This is a genomic window from Nonomuraea gerenzanensis, assembly GCF_020215645.1.
GTDB lineage: Bacteria > Actinomycetota > Actinomycetes > Streptosporangiales > Streptosporangiaceae > Nonomuraea > Nonomuraea gerenzanensis.
The window spans coordinates 2,477,156-2,495,024 of sequence record NZ_CP084058.1 but is presented as its reverse complement, the minus strand read 5'-3'; the positions used below and the strand labels follow the sequence as shown (position 1 = coordinate 2,495,024).

The following is a 17,869-nucleotide window of genomic DNA, read 5'->3' as shown; positions in this document are numbered from 1 at the left end:
CAGCGCGCAATCCGCTCACCACGACCCGCTCACCACGACCCTCCCACGCGGCCCTCCAGCACGGCCCGCTCACCACGACCCTCCAGCGCGGCCCTCCAGCACGGCCCGCTCACCACGACCCTCCAGCGCGATCCGCTCACCGCGACCCACCGCCGTGCTGCGTCCACCACAACCCACCGCCAGTCACGGTCCACGCGGGACCACCGCCATTCCTCCTTCTCGTTCGACGACTGCCAGGTCACCTGACTGATCCGTCCGGTACACGGCCAGGCCGAGACTGCGCAAGAGGGCCAGCGTGGACGTGGCGGGGTGGCCGTAGTCGTTCTCAGCTCCCACGCTGATCAGCGCCGCTCGCGCCCCCAGCGAGGCCAGGAATGCCGGAGATTGCCTGTTGGATCCGTGATGCGGTGTCTTGAGGAGATCAGCCCGTACGGGGAGCCGCCGCAGCAGGTCGTCCTGGGCCTCCGTTTCCAGATCGCCGCCGAGCAGGATCGACCCGGAACGCCAGCGCACGTGCAGGACCACGCTCGCATTGTTGATGGCGCTCCCCTCACTTCGCCCGTCCATCTCGCCATCGGCAGGATCTGGAGCCAGCACGGTCAGCTCCGATGGGCCGAAGCGCCAGCGTGTTCCCGGCGGAGCCGTCCATTCGGGTACCCGGTGGCGCCTCAGCGTGGCCGATATTCGGGCCACGGAGTGCGGGCCGATCCGGTGGGGGCTGACCAGGACCGCTCCGACTCGCCGGTTCCTGAGGACGCCTGCCAGGCCGTTCACATGGTCGGCATGGGGATGCGTGAGGACGAGCAAGGGCACGTCTTCGACGCCGACTCGGCGCAGGCAGCGGTCCATGGCGACTGGATCCGGTCCCGTGTCCACTACGACTCCGCGGTTCTGTCCGGCCGAGACGACCAGGCCGTCGCCCTGTCCCACGTCGCACATCACCATCAGCCATCCCTTGGGAGGCCATGGGCCGATGATGGGGCGGATCGCCAGGACCGCCACGAGAGCGGCCACGGCTGCCGTCATCGCCATGGCTCGCCACGCCCGGCGTCTCAGGATGGGGATCGCCAGAAGCGCTGCCAGCAGGAGCAGCCCGAGCCCCGGCCAGCCGGCAGGCCATGGCACGGTGGCGAAGGGCAGGCTCACCGCCCAGCGTGCCACCATGATGATCCAGCCGACCGCGTACCCTGCGGGGATCAGCAGCAGCCTCGCCGCATCCGGCCACACGGGCGCCACCAGCGCGGCGCCGAAGCCGAGGAGGGTCGCGGGTGCTACGGCGGGCGCGACGAGCAGGTTTGCGATCACCGCTACGGGGGTCAGTTGGCCTGCCATAAGTACCAGGACGGGCGTCACGGCCAGCTGGGCGGCCGCCGGTACGGCTACGGCTTCGGCCAGCCAGCGGGGGAGCCTGTATCGGGGCAGCGGTCGGTGGGGCGGCTCGGAGCTGGTGTGGGCCTGCTGTCGGGCGGCAGTGCTTTCTTCCATCACGTTGAGGCGTTGTCCGTGGCCGGGCGTCCGGGTGTGCTCAGGATCGGGCGTCCGGGTGTGCCCGGGGCCGGGCGCATGGGTGTGCTCGGGGCCGGACAAATGCGCACAGCGTTGCTCGGGGTCGAGCACGCGGGCGTCAGGGACGCGTTCCGAATCTTGCAGAGGGGGTTTCTGATCTTGTGCGTGTGACAGCTTGTCTCGCCAGCGTGGGGCTAGGAGGAGGATGCCGGCGGTGGCTGTGACGGAGAGGGCGAAGCCGTATGAGCCGGCCAGTTCGGGGGCGAAGAGGACCAGGAAGAGGACCGTGGCGGAAAGGGCTGCGAAGCCGTCCTTCGAGCGGCCGGTGCCCATGGCGATGGCTGCGGCGAGGCCCATGAGCAGGGCGCGGAGCACGCTTGGGGACGGCCGGGCGACCACTGTGAACGCGAGCATCGCCACGGCGGCGAAGATCGCCCTCAGCGGGAGCGAAAGGCCGATCAGGCGGGAGAGGGCGAGGGCTGCGCCTGCGACGATCGCCAAGTTGGCGCCTGAAACGGCGTTGAGATGGCTCAGGCCCGCTTCCTTGAGGTCGGAGGACACCTGGGGGTCCATGCGGGAGACGTCGCCGACGACGAGGCCCGGCAGGAGGCCGCGCTGGTCCGGTGGGAGGACGTCGGCGGCGGAGCGGAGGCCTGCTCTGATGGCGCCCGCTGCTGTGTGGAGGGCTGATGGGGGTGAGAGGACTCGGGGTGGGGTTCGGACCAGGAGTGTTGCTGCTTCCAGGGTGCCGGGGGTTGGTGTTGCCAGGCGGCCGGTGACTTCTACGTCTTGGGTGGGGAGGAGGGAGGCCCAGGCTTGGCCGGTGGCGAAGACCTTGATGGGGAGGTTGATGGTTTGTCTGGTGGTGGGGGTTTGGATGAGTTTGAGGTTTGCGGAAACTACGTAGCTCTGCTGGGCGAAGCGGGCGTTGGTGTTGGGGCGGCGTTCTGGGTCGTCGGTCAGGGTGAGGTGAGCGGTGATGTAGGCGTTCTTGTCGGCCAACTTCGCTGCTGGGCTGGTGGTCAGGGCGTGGATGCGGAGGGCGGTCGAGGCTGAGGACGCTGCTGTGCAGATGAGCGTGGCTATGAGGATGTTGCGCCAGCCGGCCTTTTCGGCGTCGTGCCACCTCCGGTTGGTTCTTGCCGTGGAGGTCCGGGGTGTGGGGTGAGGGGGTGCGGTGGTGTTGAGGACGCTCTGTGGCCCTGCGGGCGGCGCGGTGTTGAGCACGCTTGATGGTGGTGCCGACGGGGCGGTGGCCGGAGGCTCGGTGGATGGGGCTCGCGGTGGGGGGAGGTTGGGCTTTGGTCTCGTGAGCCAGGCTGCGGCGGTGGCGGTTAGGGCTGCGGTGGTGGCGACTAGCACGCCGGCGAGGGGTGGGCAGGTGAGGAGAGTCAGGGCGGTTGCCCACGCCGCTAGGGCGGGGAGGGCGAGGGGCCATGCGTGTACCGGTTTGTCAGGGGTGCTGGCGGGGTCTGCGGGGGTTTTGTCCTGGCCTGGGTGGGTGGGGGGTTGGCGGATCTCGTCCTGGTGAGGGGCGGGCATGTCACACTCGGACCTTCGATTTGATCTCCTCGAATTTTCTTGGGCCTATGCCGCTTACCTCGCGGAGTTGGTCGATGGTGGTGAAGCCGCCTCGGGTGGTGCGGAATTCGGTGATGCGGGCGGCCAGGACCTCGCCTACGCCGGGGAGCTGCTCCAATTGGTCTGGGGTGGCGGAGTTGAGGTCCAGGATCGTTGTGGCGGGGTCGGTGGCAGGTTGGGCTGGTGAGGCTGCTTGGGGGGAAGTGGCGCCTACTACTATCTGCTCGCCGTCTATCAAACGTCTGGCCAGGTTGAGTGAGCCTGTGGAGGCGGTGCGGGACACGCCTCCTGCGGCTGTTACCGCGTCCGCTACTCGTGCGCCTGTGGGGAGACGGTAGACGCCGGGGTTGCGGATTTTGCCGGTGACGTGGACGGTCACTTTTGTGGTGGCGGTGGTTGGGGAGGTTGCTTGGGTCATCGGGCTTGGTGAGGTGGATGGTGGTGGCAGGGGCTGAGGGGATGGGCGCGACTGCCACACGAAGAAGACTGCGACGGCTGTCGCTAGGACGCCTATGGCGAGCAGGACACGGAGGCCGGGCTTGCCTGGGTCGAGGGTGGCTGGGCCTTGTGAGGTGATGACGTCGCGTAGGGCCTGGAGAGGGGCAGGGAGAGTAGTGGGGGTGGGGACGGGCTTGGGGAGTCGTGCGAGGGCTGGGATTGAGAGCGGTGCGGAGGTAGGCGGCGGCGCGGTTGACGGCGGCGCGGTTGACGGCGGCGCGGTTGACGGCGGTGCGGTTGGCGGCGGTGCGAGGTCGGGGTTGAGCGGCGCGTAGGTGGGACTTGGGGTTGTGAGTGGGGCGAGCGCGGGATCGGGCAGCGGTGCCGGGGTGGGATGGGGCGAGGGTGTGGGTGGTCGCTCGTCGAGGGGGGTCGCGTATGGCGGCCTTCTGTCGGGTGACGGGTGCCGCGAGGGGCGCTGGTCGGATGGCTGGGAGCCAGGTAGCCGCTGCGGAGATGGCTTCTGCGCAGGTAGCCACTGCTGCGATGGGTGCAGGTGGTCGGGGAGCCGCTGATTCAGGGACGGTTCGGGAAGCCATGGGTGGGGCGGCGGTGGGTGGGGTGAGGGCGGATGTGGTGGTAGAGGGTGGTGGTTGATGTCGTCGCCTGTGTGCTCGGCGCTTGCGGTGGTGGCCCCATGGGGGTGCTGTGGGGCGGTGGCGGCCTGCTGTGTCTGCTGTGGGGAGTTGCGGTGGCGCTTCGGGGCGTGGGCCGTGGCGGTTTCCGTTCCCCATGGAGGACGGCCGAGGAGGCGGCGGGGGCGGCGGGCAGGGGTGGTGATCGACCGTAGCCGGGACTCGGCTATGGCGCGCTCTGCCGTGGGGTCGGGGGTTCGCACGGCGAAGAACGTATGGCCTGGGCGGGCCCGACGATGAGGCCGAGCGGGGTTCTGTGGATGGTGATGGGGGTCGGGGAGGATGCTTGTGGAGGAAGGAGGTCGTTCGGGGGTGGGGTTGTGGACGGAGGAGATGATGTGGGGGCGAGGTTGTGGAGGGAGGGCGGGATGCGGTCAGTGCCCGCTCTCGAAGGCTCCGTGCCCCCGCGACACGGAGCCTTCGGCCGCTGTGGCTTGCGCCCATACACGGTGGATGCGACCGATCGGCGCCGATGCGTGCACCACTGGTGCACAGGATGCAACAAAACCACTGGTGCCGGGATGCGGCCGATAACCACCAGTGCCGGGATGCGGCCGATCAGACCGATGCCGGTACCAAACTCTCAGCAGGGGATGGTCATGCGAGACACCTTCGTCGAGAGCGGAGGCAAGGCATCCACCACCTCAACCTTGACCACAGCAGACGAGCTGATCACCGCCCCCCGCGGCGTGAACAAGGTCACCGTCCTCTTCTTCCGCAGCGGCTCCAGCTCCCGCACCACCTCAGCAGCATCCATCCCCTTAGCCACCATCTGCCGCTTGAGATCGCCATACTCCTTCCTGGAGATGGGCGGAACAGGCATGGTGGAGCTCCTGTCCTCGATCGCCACCTCCCGCTCCCCCAGATACCCGAAGGTCCGGTGATCGAAGATGAGCTCCGACCGGGTGCCGTCGTGCTCGATCGCGACGCCGATCCCCGCCCGACCAGCGGCGTCCACGGTCTCCGGTACGAGGGTGATGCCCGGGATCTCGGCGGCGACCCGGTAGAGGGCCGCGCTGAGGCCCGGCCGGGACACCGCCGAGCGGAGCAGGGTGCCGACCGCGTCCCACTCGCGTAGCCGCTCCGGTATCGCCGTGTACTTGGCGGCCTCCGTGCGGACCTGTTCGCGCAGGAACGCCACGTCGGCCGGCCACCGGCTCATCTGCAACTCGGTGACGGCCTCGGTGGCGCAGGACGACTCGTACAGGGAGTCCTCCGTGCCCTGGGTCGCCACCTGCTGCGTCGGCATCGGGACGCCGGGGACCGGGGCGGCAGTGGCCTGGTGTTCGCGCATGAGCCACTGCTTGGCTCCGGCTGCGGGGATCCACCGCTCCTCGGTGCCGCTGAGGTGTGTGCCGGCGGAGCCGACGGCCCGGTAGCGCATGACGCGCAGCTCGGTGTGGATGTACTGGCCGGGGCCGGGACGCAGGTCCGGCTCGGCGGCGGCCACCTGGGCGGCGGCTGTGAGCAGTTGCTGGGCGTTGGCCGGAGGGGCGGCGACGAGGCCCGTGATGCCGTCCGAGGCCGGTGAGCCTGCCAGGGCGACCTGGGCGACGATCACGCCGGCGGTCAGGGCGGCGGCCAGGCCCGTGGCCACTCCGATGCGCAGACCGTATCTGCGGGGTGGGGACACAGGCGCCGCCGTCGAACGGGCGGCGGCCGCCAGCAGGGCGGTGCGGGCGCCCGCGAGGTCCTCGCGCGAGCCCGGGGGCTGGTCCTGCCAGAGTTGCTTGATCTCGGTCAGGTCATTCATCGTCTTGTCCCCCTCGGCGGGTCTTGGATGTGCGGTCCAGTGCCTGACGGACCTTTTTGCGAGCGCGGTTGAGCCGCGACCGTACGGTGCCGACAGGGATGTCCAGTGCCTGCGCGACCTCCTCGTACGTCAGCTCGGCCCAGGCCACGAGGAGCAGCACGTCGCGATCTCTCGCCTGGAGCGCCGCGAGAGCGGCGACGAGCGGGAGGTTCACCGCGAGCGTCGTCACGCCGTCCTCGACGAGGCCGCCGGACGGCTCCGCGGGAGGGACGCCGCTGCGCGCGTACGCCCGATACCGGGTGATCTCGGCCCGCCGCCGTTTCCCGATCACTTTGGAGGCGATGCCGTAGAGCCAGGGCCGGGCGTCGTCCTGGGTGACGTCGTAGCGGTGACGGTGCTGGAAGGCGGCCAGGAAGGTCTCCGACACCACGTCCTCGGCGGCGTCCGGGCCGAGCCGCCGGGCGGCGTACCGGTGCAGCAGCGGCGCGTGCCGGTCGAAGACGCCGGCGAAGACCTCCGGTTCCTCCCAGGACAGCCGGATCAGTGCCGTGTCGGCGAGCTGCTCATCTGTCGCGGGTGGTCCGGGCATGGTCCGTTCGCTCCTTCATTCGGTGCCTCTCGACGGGTGAGCATGGTCACCCGTACTTACCGCCGCGCCCGGAGATGGTTCACGGGAGATCGTGGCCGTGCTCGGATGAGGCGTCCAAGGAGAAGAGAAACGGGAGTGGCCGCGGCGACGGCCCTCAAGGACACCGGGTGGAGGCGGGGCCAGGAGGCCGACGGCGGCGCCTGGAGGAAGCGTCAGGAGGCCGACGGCGGCGCCTGGAGGAAGCGTCAGGAGGCCGACGGCGGCGCCTGGAGGAAGCGTCGGGAATCCGGTGGCGGCGCCTGGGGACCGGACGTGGTGACGGTCAGGCCGAGCATGCCGGGCCCGACGTGTACGCCGATCACCGCCCCCACCTCCACCACCCGCAGATCCCGCAGCCCCGGCACCCGCTTGCGCACCCGCTCCGCCAGCGCCTCGGCCCGTTCCCTGGCCGCCAGGTGCTGCACCGCCACCTCCACGGGCCCCTCCCCCGCCGCCTGCACCGCCAGGTCCTCCAGGCGGGCGATGGCGCGGGAGGACGTACGGACCTTCTCCAGCAGGCGGATGCGGCCGTCGGCGAGGTGGAGCAGCGGCTTGATCATGAGGGCGGAGCCGAAGAGGGAGGCCGCGGTGCCGATGCGGCCGCTGCGGTGGAGATAGTCGAGGGTGTCGACGTAGAAGAACGTCCGCGTGCCGCGCATGCTGTCGCGGGCGGCGGCTGCGACCTCGGCGGCGGAGGCTCCGGAGGCGGCGGCGCGGGCGGCGGCCAGGACCGGGTAGCCCAGGCCCATCGCGATGGAGCGGCTGTCGATCACCTCCACCGGTACGGGGGCGTCGCGGGCCGCCGTCATGGCGGACTGCACGGTGCCCGACAGCTCACCCGAGACGTGGATGGAGACGACGGCCGTGGCGCCGCCGGCGGCGAGGTCGGCGTAGCAGGTGGCGAACCGGGCGGGTGCGGGCCGGGAGGTGGTGGCCGAGGTCAGGTCCATCGGCATGGACCCCTCGTCCACGCCCTGCTGCGCCCCCGGGCCGATCACTTGTACGGGCACCACCGCCACCCCGGGCACATCCCCCAGATAGGCGGTCGAATCCGTGACAACGGCAACCAAGGGCGACATATACCCGAGATTAACTACTGAACGGGCGTTCCACCCCGCCACACCCGCCGCGGCTTCAACCCGAAGGACCAGGCGAAGGCGCCCTCGTGGTCGGCGTCCCACTGCACGATGTCAGCGAGCCGCCCGGGAGCCAGCACCCCGCGGTCGGGCGCCCCGAGCACCGTGGCACCGCCGAGGGTGGCCGCGCGCAGGGCGTCGTTGACGCTCATCCCGAAGGCCGACACCGCCATGGCCACGACCAGGGACATCGAGGTGATGCCGCAGTAGCCGGGGTTGTGGTCGCTGCCGAGGGCGATCTGGACGCCGTGCTTGATCATCTGGCGGACCGGAGGGAGGTGGCCGCGCTGGAGGGCGGTGGCCGGGCAGACGACGGCGGGGACGCCGTAGCGGGACATGATCGCGATGTCCTCGTCGGACATGTGGTGCAGGCCGTCGGCCGACGCGCAGCCGAGCTCGGCGGCGAGCTGGACGGCGCCGCGGCGGCTGAAGATGCCCGCGTGGATGCGCGGCAGCAGGCCGACGTTGCGGCCCGAGGCGAGGACCCAGCGGGACTCCTCGGTGGTGAAGTAGCCCTCGTCGCAGTAGACGTCCACGCTGTCGGCGCCGGCGGCGGCCGCGTCGGCGCACCAGGCGCCCACGGCCTCGACGTACTCGCGCTGCCTGCCGAAGTACTCGGGCGGCACCACGTGCGCGGCCAGGAACGTGACGTGCACCCGCGGCATCATCGGCTCCTTCTCCAGCTCGCGCAGGAGCCGCACGTCGGCCAGCTCGCCGTCGCGGGTGAGGTGGTAGCCGGTCTTGGCCTCGACGGTCGTGGTGCCGCTGAGCAGCCAGCTGCGCAGCCGCTCGCGCACGCCGTTGCACAAGGTCCAGGGGTCGGTGCCGCGCGTCACGGTGACGGTGGAGCCCACGCCGCCGCCCGCCGCGGCGATCGAGGCGGAGGTGGAGCCGCCCGTGCGGATCGCCAGCTCGGCGTAGCGGTTGCCGGCGTAGACGGGGTGGGTGTGGGCGTCGATGAGGCCGGGCGTGACGAGGGCGCCGCCGAGGTTCTCGACGTGGTCGACGTCGACGATGTCGTCGACGACTCCGGGCACGCTCTGCGGCAGGTCGGGCGCGCGGCCGACCCAGGCGATGCGGTCGTTGTGCACGAGGATGGCGGCGTTGCTGAGGACCTCGTTGCCGGTCCAGAGGCGGCCGATGTTGGTCAGGAGTCGGACGGTCATCGCATCACCACCCAGCATGACCCCCCGCACGAGCGCGCAGCCCAGCGCACGGCCTGTGCCGCGCCCACTGAGTCCGCTCCGGGTCCGGACGACATGGGGGGTCTCCTGCTCTTCCGCATCGAGTTGTGCGGTGACCGTATCGCCGGAGCGATGATCCGGCGATTTCAGTTCAGTTACGTTATTTCACATGTTGGGCTGCTGTACAGGGTTATTCGGAAGAAAGACCATTCATCCCAACCATCACGCAGCCCTGCCTTGTCCCCACGGCTCCCGCTGACGACGTCATGACCCTCAGCCATCATCCGAAACCCAGAACCCAAACCCAAAACGAGACCAACGTTAGGTCTGGCCAATCCTAGCAATCCCAGGGTTCGGGGACCACTGCCGCTTTTGGGTAGGTGTGTGCGCTTTGCGGGCGAGTGCCCGCTCAACGACAGGATGGCCCGGCCGTCAGGCCGGGCCATCCGTCAGGTCCTGCTAGGAGACTCGCTCCACCGGCTTGCCCACGCGCAGGAGCTCCTGCGACAGGCTGGGCAGCACGCGGGCGTGCAGGATCGTCCCGTCCTCGACGTGGTCCAGCGAGAGCACCTCGCCCTCCTTGTGGGCCCGCGAGATCAGGTCGCCCCGCTCGTACGGCACCAGCAGATGGACCTCGTGGTCGAGCCGCGGCAGCCGCTCCTCGATCAGCGCCATCAGCTCCGGGATGCCCTTGCCCGTGCGGGCGGACACCACGATGCTGTCGCGCTCGCGCCTGGCGATGCGGTCGAGCACCTCAGGGTCGGCCGCGTCGGCCTTGTTGATCACGACCACCTCGGGGATGTCGGCGGCGCCCTCGATGTCGGCGAGCACCTCCCGCACGGCCGCGAGCTGCCCCTCGGGGTCGGGATGCGACCCGTCGACCACGTGCAGGATCAGGTCGGCGTCGGCGACCTCCTCCAGCGTGGACCTGAACGCCTCGACGAGCTGGTGCGGCAGGTGCCGGACGAACCCGACGGTGTCGGCGATCGTGAACAGCCTGCCCTCCGGCGTGCGCGCGCGGCGCACGGTCGGGTCGAGGGTGGCGAACAGCGCGTCCTCCACCAGCACGCCCGCGCCGGTGACGCGGTTGAGCAGCGAGGACTTGCCGGCGTTGGTGTAGCCGGCGATGGCCACGGCGGGCACCTCGCGGCGCTGGCGCCGGTGACGCATGGTCTCGCGCGAGGTGGACATGCCGCCGATCTGGCGGCGCAGCTTGGACATGCGCTCGCGGATGCGCCGGCGGTCCAGCTCGATCTTGGTCTCACCGGGGCCGCGGCCGCCGATGCCGACGCCGCCCGCGGCGCGACCGCCGACCTGCCGGGACAGGTTGCCGCCCCAGCCGCGCAGGCGCGGCAGCAGGTACGACAGCTGCGCCAGCTCGACCTGTGCCTTGCCCTCGCGGCTCTTGGCGTGCTGGGCGAAGATGTCGAGGATCAGCGCGGTCCGGTCGATGACCTTGACCTTGACGATGTCCTCGAGCTGGCGGAGCTGGCCGGGGGTCAGCTCACCGTCGCAGATCACGGTGTCGGCGCCGCTGGACTCGACGACGTCGCGCAGCTCCAGGGCCTTGCCCGAGCCGATGTAGGTCGCCGGGTCGGGCTTCTGCCGGCGCTGGATGAGCCCGTCGAGCACCTGCGACCCGGCCGTCTCGGCCAGGAGCTTCAGCTCGAGCAGGGAGTTGTCGGCGTCTTCCGCGGTGCCGCTGGTCCAGACGCCGACGAGCACGACCCGTTCGAGTCGCAGTTGCCGGTACTCGACCTCGGAGACGTCCTGGAGTTCGGTGGAGAGGCCCGCCACGCGGCGGAGCGCCTGGCGTTCCTCGAGGTCCATGTCGCCGGTCTCGAACGCGTCGAGCTCGGAGTATTCGTGCATACGTGTCATCTCTATTAGGGAACGTCTGGACACCTCAATGTCTTCCCACGATGGTGGCACGACATCCTCGGCGCAATCACCTGGTTATCCAGGTGGTTCCACACTCTGTCAAGCAGGCTTGACGGTGATGTCGCCGGAACCCGCGCTCAGCGAGAGCCTGTGCGCCGATCCGGCGTCCTTCTTGACCGTCACGTTGGTGTCGCCCGACCCCACGTCGGTCTTCACGTCGTAGGCCCCGTCGGGGACGTTGAGCGTGATGTCGCCCGACCCCGTCTTCAGCTCGGCGGCGTCGGGCGCGGCGGTGTAGGTCAGGTCGAGGTTGCCCGACCCCACGTCGGCGTAGACCTTCTTGCCCGCCAGCCCGGTGGCGTCCACGTCGCCGGAGCCGGCGTGCAGGTCGATCTGGCCGGTGAGGTTCCTGAGCGTGAGGTTGCCCGAGCCGGCGTCCAGATCGACGGACAGCCCCTTGGGCACCTCGATCTTGTAGTCGACGCTGCAGCTGCCCCAGTCGGACGGGCAGGCGTAGCTGAGGAACAGCCCCTCGCCCTCGACCTTGTGCTCCGGCTTGGGCTTGTCGGCGTCACCGCGCCAGTGCAGGGTCTCGACGACGCGTACGGCGCTCCCGTCGGTCTCGGTGATCACGGCCTCGCCCGAGTTGCTCTTGAGCTGAAGCTTGGTGACCTTGTCCGTCACCTGGTAGGAGGCCGTCTCCTCGTGCGAGGGGCCCGCGATGTCGCCGAGGCCGCATCCCGTCAGCAGCGCGGCTGCGGCGAGCAGCCCACCCGCGATCGCAATCGTCTTCATGGAGGAGATGGTGTCGCGCGTTGCCCCGGGCGGACATCGGGGATGCCCCCAGGGGAACCCCAACCTTTGACCCCTGGGAATCAGGGGAGTACCTTCACTTCCACAATCCAGAAGTCATTTTCCACGATATGGAAAGAGGTCCCATGGAGATCACCGGCCCGATGCTCGACCGGTTCGACGAGATCCTCACGCCGGAGGCGCTCGATTTCGTGGCGGCTCTCCAGCGGGAGTTCGGCGCCAGGCGGCTGGAGCTGCTGGAGGCCCGCCAGGCGCGCCAGGCGGAGCTGTCCGCCGGCGGCATGCTCGACTTCCTGCCGGAGACGAAGGAGATCAGGGAGAGCGAGTGGCAGGTCGCGCCCCCGGCGCCCGGCCTGGAGGACCGCCGCGTCGAGATCACCGGCCCCGTCGACAAGAAGATGACCATCAACGCGCTCAACTCCGGCGCCAAGGTGTGGCTGGCCGACTTCGAGGACGCCAACTCCCCGCTCTGGGAGAACTGCGTGGCCGGTCACCTCAACCTGCGTGACGCGCTCGACCGTACGATCGACTTCGAGACCGGCGGCAAGGCGTACGCGCTCAAGCCCGACGGCGAGCTGGCGACCGTCGTCGTGCGCCCGCGCGGCTGGCACCTGGACGAGAAGCACGCCCTGGTCGACGGGCGGCCGGTCGCGGGGTCGCTGTTCGACTTCGGCCTGTACTTCTTCCACTGCGCCCAGCGGCAGCTCGACAAGGGCAAGGGCCCGTACTTCTACCTGCCCAAGATCGAGTCCCACCTGGAGGCGCGGCTCTGGAACGACGTGTTCACCCGGGCCCAGCAACTGCTCGGCATCCCGCACGGCACGATCAGGGCGACCGTGCTCATCGAGACCTACCCGGCGGCGTTCGAGATGGAGGAGATCCTCTACGAGCTGCGCGACCACTCGGCCGGACTGAACGCGGGCCGCTGGGACTACCTGTTCAGCGTGATCAAGAAGTTCCGCACGCGGGGCCGCGAGTTCCTGCTGCCCGAGCGGAACGCGGTCACGATGACGGCCCCGTTCATGCGCGCGTACACCGAGCTGCTCGTGCGCACCTGCCACAAGCGGGGCGCGCACGCCATCGGCGGGATGGCGGCGTTCATCCCCTCGCGCCGCGACCCCGAGGTCAACGCCGTGGCGCTGGAGAAGGTGCGGGCGGACAAGACGCGCGAGTCGGGCGACGGGTTCGACGGGTCCTGGGTGGCGCACCCCGACCTGGTGCCGATCTGCCGCGAGGTCTTCGACGGCGTGCTCGGCTCGCGGCCCAACCAGCTCGACCGGCTGCGCGAGGACGTCAGCGTGACGGCCGCCGAGCTGCTGGCCGTCTCCGAGACGCCGGGCGACATCACCGAGGCGGGGCTGCGCAACAACGTGGACGTGGCGCTGCGTTACCTGGCCGCCTGGATGGGCGGGCTGGGCGCGGTGGCCATCCACAACCTCATGGAGGACGCCGCCACGGCCGAGATCTCGCGCTCGCAGATCTGGCAGTGGATCCACAACGACATCACCCTGGCCGACACGGGCCAGCAGGTGACCAAGGACCTGGTCGAGCGGATCATCACCGAGGAGGTCGCCAAGATCGCCATGGAGCCCGGCTACGACGAGAAGCTGTTCGCGCAGGCGACGGCGCTGTTCAAGGAAGTGGCGCTGGATGACGACTTCGCCGAGTTCCTGACTCTTCCCGCCTACGCCGAGATGCCGTAGAAAATCGGATGATGATGGACACGCTCGTAGCGGCTCTGCGTTCGTTCCTGCCGGGCGACTCGGTGATCACCGACCCGGTGCGCCTGCGTACGTACGAGTGCGACGGCCTCACCTACCACCGGGCGACCCCCGGCGTGGTCGTGCTGCCGGGCACGGCCGAGCAGGTCGCCCGGGTGGTCCGGCTGTGCAACGAGCACGGCGTGCCCTTCGTGGCCAGGGGCTCGGGCACCGGCCTGTCGGGGGGCGCGCTCCCGCGCGAGGACGGCGTGCTGATCGTCACCTCGAAGATGCGCGCCATCCTGGAGATCGACCTGCCCAACCGCCGCGCGGTGGTGGAGCCCGGCGTGACGAACCTGGCCATCACCGAGGCTGTCCGCGACCGCGGCTACTACTACGCGCCCGACCCGTCCAGCCAGCAGGTCTGCTCGATCGGCGGCAACGTCGCGGAGAACTCCGGCGGCGCCCACTGCCTGAAGTACGGCTTCACCGTCAACCACGTGGAGGCCTGCGAGATCGTCACGCCCGACGGCGACCTGGTCACGCTCGACCGCATGGACCCGGGCTACGACCTGCTGGGGGCGTTCATCGGCTCGGAGGGCACGCTGGGCATCGCCACCAGGATCACGGTACGGCTGTGCCGCGCCCCGGAGGCGGTGACCACGGTGCTGGCCGCGTTCGAGAGCATCGAGCAGGGCGGGCAGGCCGTCTCGGCGATCATCGGGGCGGGCATCGTGCCGGCCGCGATCGAGATGATGGACGCGCTGGCCATCGAGGCGGCCGAGGCGGCGGTGGCCTGCTCCTACCCCGAGGGCGCCGGCGCGGTGCTCATCGTGGAGCTGGACGGGCCGGCGGAGGAGGTGGCGCGGCAGTTCGCCCGGCTCCAGGAGATCTGCGCGAACGCGTTCGAGCTGCGTGTGGCGGCCGACCCGGCCGAGCGGGCGGCGATCTGGAAGGGCCGCAAGTCGGCGTTCGCCGCCGTGGGCCGCATCAGCCCGGCCTACATCGTGCAGGACGGCGTGGTCCCGCGCACGTCGCTGCCCGCCGTGCTGGCCGCCATCGACCGGCTCTCGGCGCAGCACGGCATCAGGGTGGCCAACGTCTTCCACGCCGGCGACGGCAACCTGCACCCGCTGGTGCTGTTCGACGACGAGGAGCCGGGGGCGGGCGAGCGGGCCGAGGTGGTGTCGGGGGCGATCCTCGACCTGTGCATCGAGCACGGGGGTTCGATCACCGGCGAGCACGGGGTCGGCGTGGACAAGTCCCGATACATGCCGAAGATGTTCAGCGCGGACGACCTGGACACCATGCAGCTCGTCCGGTGCGCGTTCGACCCCCGGGGGCTGGCCAACCCTGGCAAGGTGTTCCCCACCCCGCGGCTGTGCGGCGAGGTGCCGGGCGTGCGCAAGGGCGTGCACCCGCTGGTCGAGTCGGGGAAGGCGGAGCAGTTTTGATCGAGGGGGTGACGGTCAGGCAGGCGGGCGCGGGCGACGCCGTCCGCGGCGTGCTGCCCCGCTGGGTGGCGTTGCCGGAGACCGTCGAGGAGATCGCGGCCGTGCTGCGGGCCTGCGCGGAGCGGGACCTGGCGGTGGTGCCCGCCGGCGGCGGCACGAAGCTGCACTGGGGCCCGCCGCCCGAGCGCTGCGACGTGCTGCTCGACCTGTGCTGCATGAACGAGATCCTGGAGCACGCCGCGGGCGACCTGGTGGTGCGCGCGCAGGCCGGGGTGACCATGGACGCGCTGGCGGGCACGCTCGCGGACAAGGGGCAGGAGCTGGCGCTCGACGTGCCGTTCAGCGAGGGCACGACAGTCGGCGGCACGCTGGCCACCGCGCTGCCCGGCCCGCGCTCCTTCCGCTACGGCACCGCGCGCGACCTGCTCATCGGCATCACCGTGGTGCTGCCCGACGGGACCATCGCCCGTTCCGGCGGCAAGGTGGTCAAGAACGTCGCGGGCTACGACCTGGGCAAGCTGTTCACCGGCTCGTACGGCACGCTCGGCGTCATCGCGGAGGCCACGTTCCGCCTGCACCCGCTGCCCGCCGACCGCCGCTGGGTCGTCGCCGGGCTGGACCGCGCCGAGGCGGCCCCGGCCGCGGCGGCGCTGGCGGCCTCGCAGACCGAGCCGAGCGCGATCGAGGTGGACTGGCCGGATCCGGCCGGGCCGCTCACGCTGGCGGTGCTGGTGGAGGGCACGACGGCCGAGGCCAGGGCCGCCGCGCTGCGGGAGCTGACCGGGGGCGCCGTCACCCGCGAGCGGCCGTCCTGGTGGGGGCTGATCGAAGGCGACGAGGTGCTGGCCGAGGCGCGGTTCCTGCCGGCGGACGCCGGGGCCGTCCTCGACGAGGTGGCGGCGACCGGGCTGGCGCTGCGGGGCTCGCTCGCCGCAGGACGGGTGCTGCTGACGCCGTGTCGGGACCTGGCCGAGGACGAGCTGGCCGCCGCCGTGGCGCGGCTGCGCGAACGGGCGCGGGTGCACGTGCTCGCCGCCCCGTACGACGGGCTCGACCGGTGGGGGCAGGTGAGCGGGCTGCCGTTGATGCGGCGGGTCAAGGAACGGTTCGACCCCGGGCGCAGGATGTCTCCCGGACGGTTCGTGGGAGGCATCTGATGGACCCGAAGCTGATCAACGACTGTGTGCACTGCGGGTTCTGCCTGCCGACCTGCCCGACGTACGCGCTGTGGGGCGAGGAGATGGACTCCCCGCGCGGGCGCATCCACCTGATGAAGCAGCACGTCGAGGGCACCCCGATGACGCCCGAGATGGCCGGGCACTTCGACGCCTGCCTGGGCTGCATGGCGTGCGTGACCGCCTGCCCCTCGGGGGTGCAGTACGACCGGCTGATCGAGCTGACCAGGGTCGAGGTGGAGCGGCAGCACGTGCGCGAGCCCGAGGACCGGGCGGTGCGCGGGATCGTGTTCAGCCTGTTCCCCTACCCGCGGCGGCTGCGGCTGCTGCGCCCGACGATGTGGCTGGCGGAGCGGATGGCGCCGTTCCTCACCCGCGCGAACCCGAGCCTGGGCGCCATGGCCGCGCTGGCGCCGCGCGTGCGGCGCAGGCAGCGCCTGCCGCGCCTGGTCAGGGCCAGGGGCGAGCGCCGGGCCACGGTGGGGATGTTGCTCGGGTGCGTGCAGCGGGAGTTCTTCCCGCAGGTGAACGCGGCCACCGCGCGGGTGCTGGCGCTGGAGGGCTGCGACGTGGTCGTCCCGCCGGAGCAGGGCTGCTGCGGGGCGCTCAGCGTGCACTCCGGACGCGACGGGCAGGCCAGGCGGCTGGCCGCGCGGACGGTCAGGGCGTTCGAGCGGGCCGGGGTGGACACCGTCGTGGTGAACGCCGCCGGGTGCGGCTCCTCCATGAAGGAGTACGCCGAGCTGCTGGGGTACGAGCCCGCGTTCCGCGTCGTGGACCTGTCGGAGTACCTGGCCGAGCTGGGCCCCGTGGCCAAGCGGCACCCGCTGCCGCTCAGCGTCGCCTACCACGACGCCTGCCACCTGGCCCACGCCCAGGGGGTGCGGGCGCAGCCGCGCGAGCTGCTGAGCGCGATCCCCGAGCTGGAGCTGCGCGAGATCCCCGAGTCGGCCATCTGCTGCGGGTCGGCGGGCACGTACAACCTGCTGCAGCCCGAGGCGGCGCGCGACCTCGGCGACAGGAAGGCCACGGCGGTCGGCACGACCGGCGCCGAGCTGCTGGTCTCCGCCAACCCGGGCTGCACGATGCAGATCGCCGCCGCCATGCGGCGCGCCGGCGCCACGATCAGGGTGGCGCACACGGCCGAGGTGCTGGACGCCTCGCTGCGCGGGGTGACGCTGTGAGTGTGCAGTCCGTGGAGCGGGCGCTGGACGTGCTCGAAGCGCTGGCCGAGCACGGCGGCGAAGCCGGGTTGTCGGAGATCGCCGCCAGGACCGGGCTGCCGTACGGGACGATCCACCGGCTGCTGCAGACGCTGCTCGCCCGCGGTTACGTCCGCCAGGAGTCCGATCGGCGCTACGCCCTGGGCGGCGGCCTGGTGCGGCTGGGCGGCATCGCGCAGAGCATGGTCGGCGAGTGGGCGCAGCCGTACCTGACCAGGATGGTGGAGCTGTCCGGCGAGACCGCGAACCTGGCCGTGCTCGAAGGCGACTTCATCGTCTACGTGGCGCAGGTGCCCTCGCCGCGCAGGCTGCGGATGTTCGCCGAGGTGGGGCGGCGGGTGCTGCCGCACAGCACCGCGGTGGGCAAGGTGCTGCTGGCCGGGCGGCCCGCCTCCGAGGCGGTGGCCGTGTTCGAGCGCACCGGCATGCCGCGCCGCACCCCCAACACGATCACCGACGTGTCGGCCATGCTCGCCGAGCTGGGGCTGGTCAGGAGCCGCGGCTGGGCCATGGACCTGGGCGAGGAGGAGCTGGGCGTGCACTGCCTGGCCGTGCCCGTGCAGGACGGCGACCGGGTGGTGGCCGCGATGTCGGTGTCCGGCCCTGCCGAGCGGATCGACGCGCTGAACCGCGACGACCTGGCCGAGCGCATGCGCAAGATCGCGCTGGACTTCGGCAACGAGCTCGGCCCCGGCTAGAGTT

At 71.0% G+C, this 17,869-nt stretch carries 13 protein-coding genes; 5 read left to right on the top strand and 8 right to left on the bottom strand.

Going from position 1 to position 17,869, the window contains the following annotated elements; genetic code table 11:
- Window positions 1-183: 183 nt before the first annotated feature.
- The 8 genes from LCN96_RS11965 to LCN96_RS11930 form a co-directional block, all read right to left on the bottom strand.
- Window positions 184-2,508: a ComEC/Rec2 family competence protein gene (locus LCN96_RS11965; RefSeq protein WP_225272668.1), complete on the bottom strand. Its 2,325-nt coding sequence runs from the start codon at window positions 2,506-2,508 to the stop codon at window positions 184-186.
- A gap of 541 nt (window positions 2,509-3,049) precedes the next feature.
- Complete coding sequence (locus LCN96_RS11960; protein WP_225272667.1) at window positions 3,050-3,505, bottom strand: ComEA family DNA-binding protein; 456 nt, start codon at window positions 3,503-3,505, stop codon at window positions 3,050-3,052.
- Window positions 3,506-4,803: 1,298 nt separating this feature from the next.
- Window positions 4,804-5,973, bottom strand: coding sequence for a CU044_5270 family protein (locus LCN96_RS11955; protein ID WP_225272666.1), 1,170 nt, complete (start codon window positions 5,971-5,973; stop codon window positions 4,804-4,806).
- Window positions 5,966-6,562 carry an RNA polymerase sigma factor gene (locus LCN96_RS11950; protein ID WP_225272665.1) on the bottom strand — a complete coding sequence of 199 codons (597 nt, stop codon included), beginning with the start codon at window positions 6,560-6,562 and terminating at the stop codon, window positions 5,966-5,968. Before LCN96_RS11950 ends, LCN96_RS11955 begins: the two co-directional genes overlap by 8 nt.
- Before the next feature lie 245 nt (window positions 6,563-6,807).
- A complete protein-coding gene (locus LCN96_RS11945) occupies window positions 6,808-7,680 on the bottom strand; it encodes a DegV family protein (protein ID WP_225272664.1) in 873 nt (290 codons plus the stop codon).
- A 14-nt stretch (window positions 7,681-7,694) separates the two neighbouring features.
- Window positions 7,695-8,903, bottom strand: a complete 1,209-nt coding sequence (gene hutI, locus LCN96_RS11940) for an imidazolonepropionase (RefSeq protein ID WP_225272663.1) — start codon at window positions 8,901-8,903, stop codon at window positions 7,695-7,697.
- 477 nt (window positions 8,904-9,380) lie between these two features.
- On the bottom strand, window positions 9,381-10,802 hold the full coding sequence (hflX, locus tag LCN96_RS11935; protein ID WP_225272662.1) for a GTPase HflX: 1,422 nt from the start codon (window positions 10,800-10,802) through the stop codon (window positions 9,381-9,383).
- A 99-nt stretch (window positions 10,803-10,901) separates the two neighbouring features.
- Window positions 10,902-11,597, bottom strand: coding sequence for a DUF4097 family beta strand repeat-containing protein (locus tag LCN96_RS11930; protein WP_225272661.1), 696 nt, complete (start codon window positions 11,595-11,597; stop codon window positions 10,902-10,904).
- A 143-nt stretch (window positions 11,598-11,740) separates the two neighbouring features.
- Between LCN96_RS11930 and aceB the strand changes: the two genes are divergently transcribed.
- Genes aceB through LCN96_RS11905 form a run of 5 tightly spaced genes read left to right on the top strand, consistent with a single transcriptional unit; the run spans window position 11,741 to window position 17,865 of the window.
- Window positions 11,741-13,318 carry a malate synthase A gene (gene aceB, locus LCN96_RS11925; RefSeq protein WP_225272660.1) on the top strand — a complete coding sequence of 526 codons (1,578 nt, stop codon included), beginning with the start codon at window positions 11,741-11,743 and terminating at the stop codon, window positions 13,316-13,318.
- A gap of 14 nt (window positions 13,319-13,332) precedes the next feature.
- A complete protein-coding gene (locus LCN96_RS11920; protein WP_225275968.1) occupies window positions 13,333-14,769 on the top strand; it encodes an FAD-linked oxidase C-terminal domain-containing protein in 1,437 nt (478 codons plus the stop codon).
- Complete coding sequence (locus LCN96_RS11915; protein ID WP_225272659.1) at window positions 14,766-15,926, top strand: FAD-binding oxidoreductase; 1,161 nt, start codon at window positions 14,766-14,768, stop codon at window positions 15,924-15,926. The genes LCN96_RS11920 and LCN96_RS11915 overlap by 4 nt, the downstream gene beginning before the upstream one ends.
- A complete protein-coding gene (locus LCN96_RS11910) occupies window positions 15,926-17,128 on the top strand; it encodes a (Fe-S)-binding protein (protein ID WP_225272658.1) in 1,203 nt (400 codons plus the stop codon). Before LCN96_RS11915 ends, LCN96_RS11910 begins: the two co-directional genes overlap by 1 nt.
- A 2-nt stretch (window positions 17,129-17,130) precedes the next feature.
- Window positions 17,131-17,865, top strand: a complete 735-nt coding sequence (locus tag LCN96_RS11905; RefSeq protein WP_404823980.1) for an IclR family transcriptional regulator — start codon at window positions 17,131-17,133, stop codon at window positions 17,863-17,865.
- The last annotated feature ends 4 nt before the right edge of the window (window positions 17,866-17,869 follow it).

Bases quoted from the DNA above. Each gene is read 5' to 3' on its own strand.
- LCN96_RS11960 (WP_225272667.1), bottom strand. From the start codon at position 3,505: ATGACCCAAGCAACCTCCCCAACCACCGCCACCACAAAAGTGACCGTC.
- LCN96_RS11955 (WP_225272666.1), bottom strand. From the start codon at position 5,973: ATGAATGACCTGACCGAGATCAAGCAACTCTGGCAGGACCAGCCCCCG.
- LCN96_RS11950 (WP_225272665.1), bottom strand. From the start codon at position 6,562: ATGCCCGGACCACCCGCGACAGATGAGCAGCTCGCCGACACGGCACTG.
- LCN96_RS11945 (WP_225272664.1), bottom strand. From the start codon at position 7,680: ATGTCGCCCTTGGTTGCCGTTGTCACGGATTCGACCGCCTATCTGGGG.
- hutI (WP_225272663.1), bottom strand. From the start codon at position 8,903: ATGACCGTCCGACTCCTGACCAACATCGGCCGCCTCTGGACCGGCAAC.
- hflX (WP_225272662.1), bottom strand. From the start codon at position 10,802: ATGACACGTATGCACGAATACTCCGAGCTCGACGCGTTCGAGACCGGC.
- LCN96_RS11930 (WP_225272661.1), bottom strand. From the start codon at position 11,597: ATGAAGACGATTGCGATCGCGGGTGGGCTGCTCGCCGCAGCCGCGCTG.
- aceB (WP_225272660.1), top strand. From the start codon at position 11,741: ATGGAGATCACCGGCCCGATGCTCGACCGGTTCGACGAGATCCTCACG.
- LCN96_RS11920 (WP_225275968.1), top strand. From the start codon at position 13,333: ATGGACACGCTCGTAGCGGCTCTGCGTTCGTTCCTGCCGGGCGACTCG.
- LCN96_RS11910 (WP_225272658.1), top strand. From the start codon at position 15,926: ATGGACCCGAAGCTGATCAACGACTGTGTGCACTGCGGGTTCTGCCTG.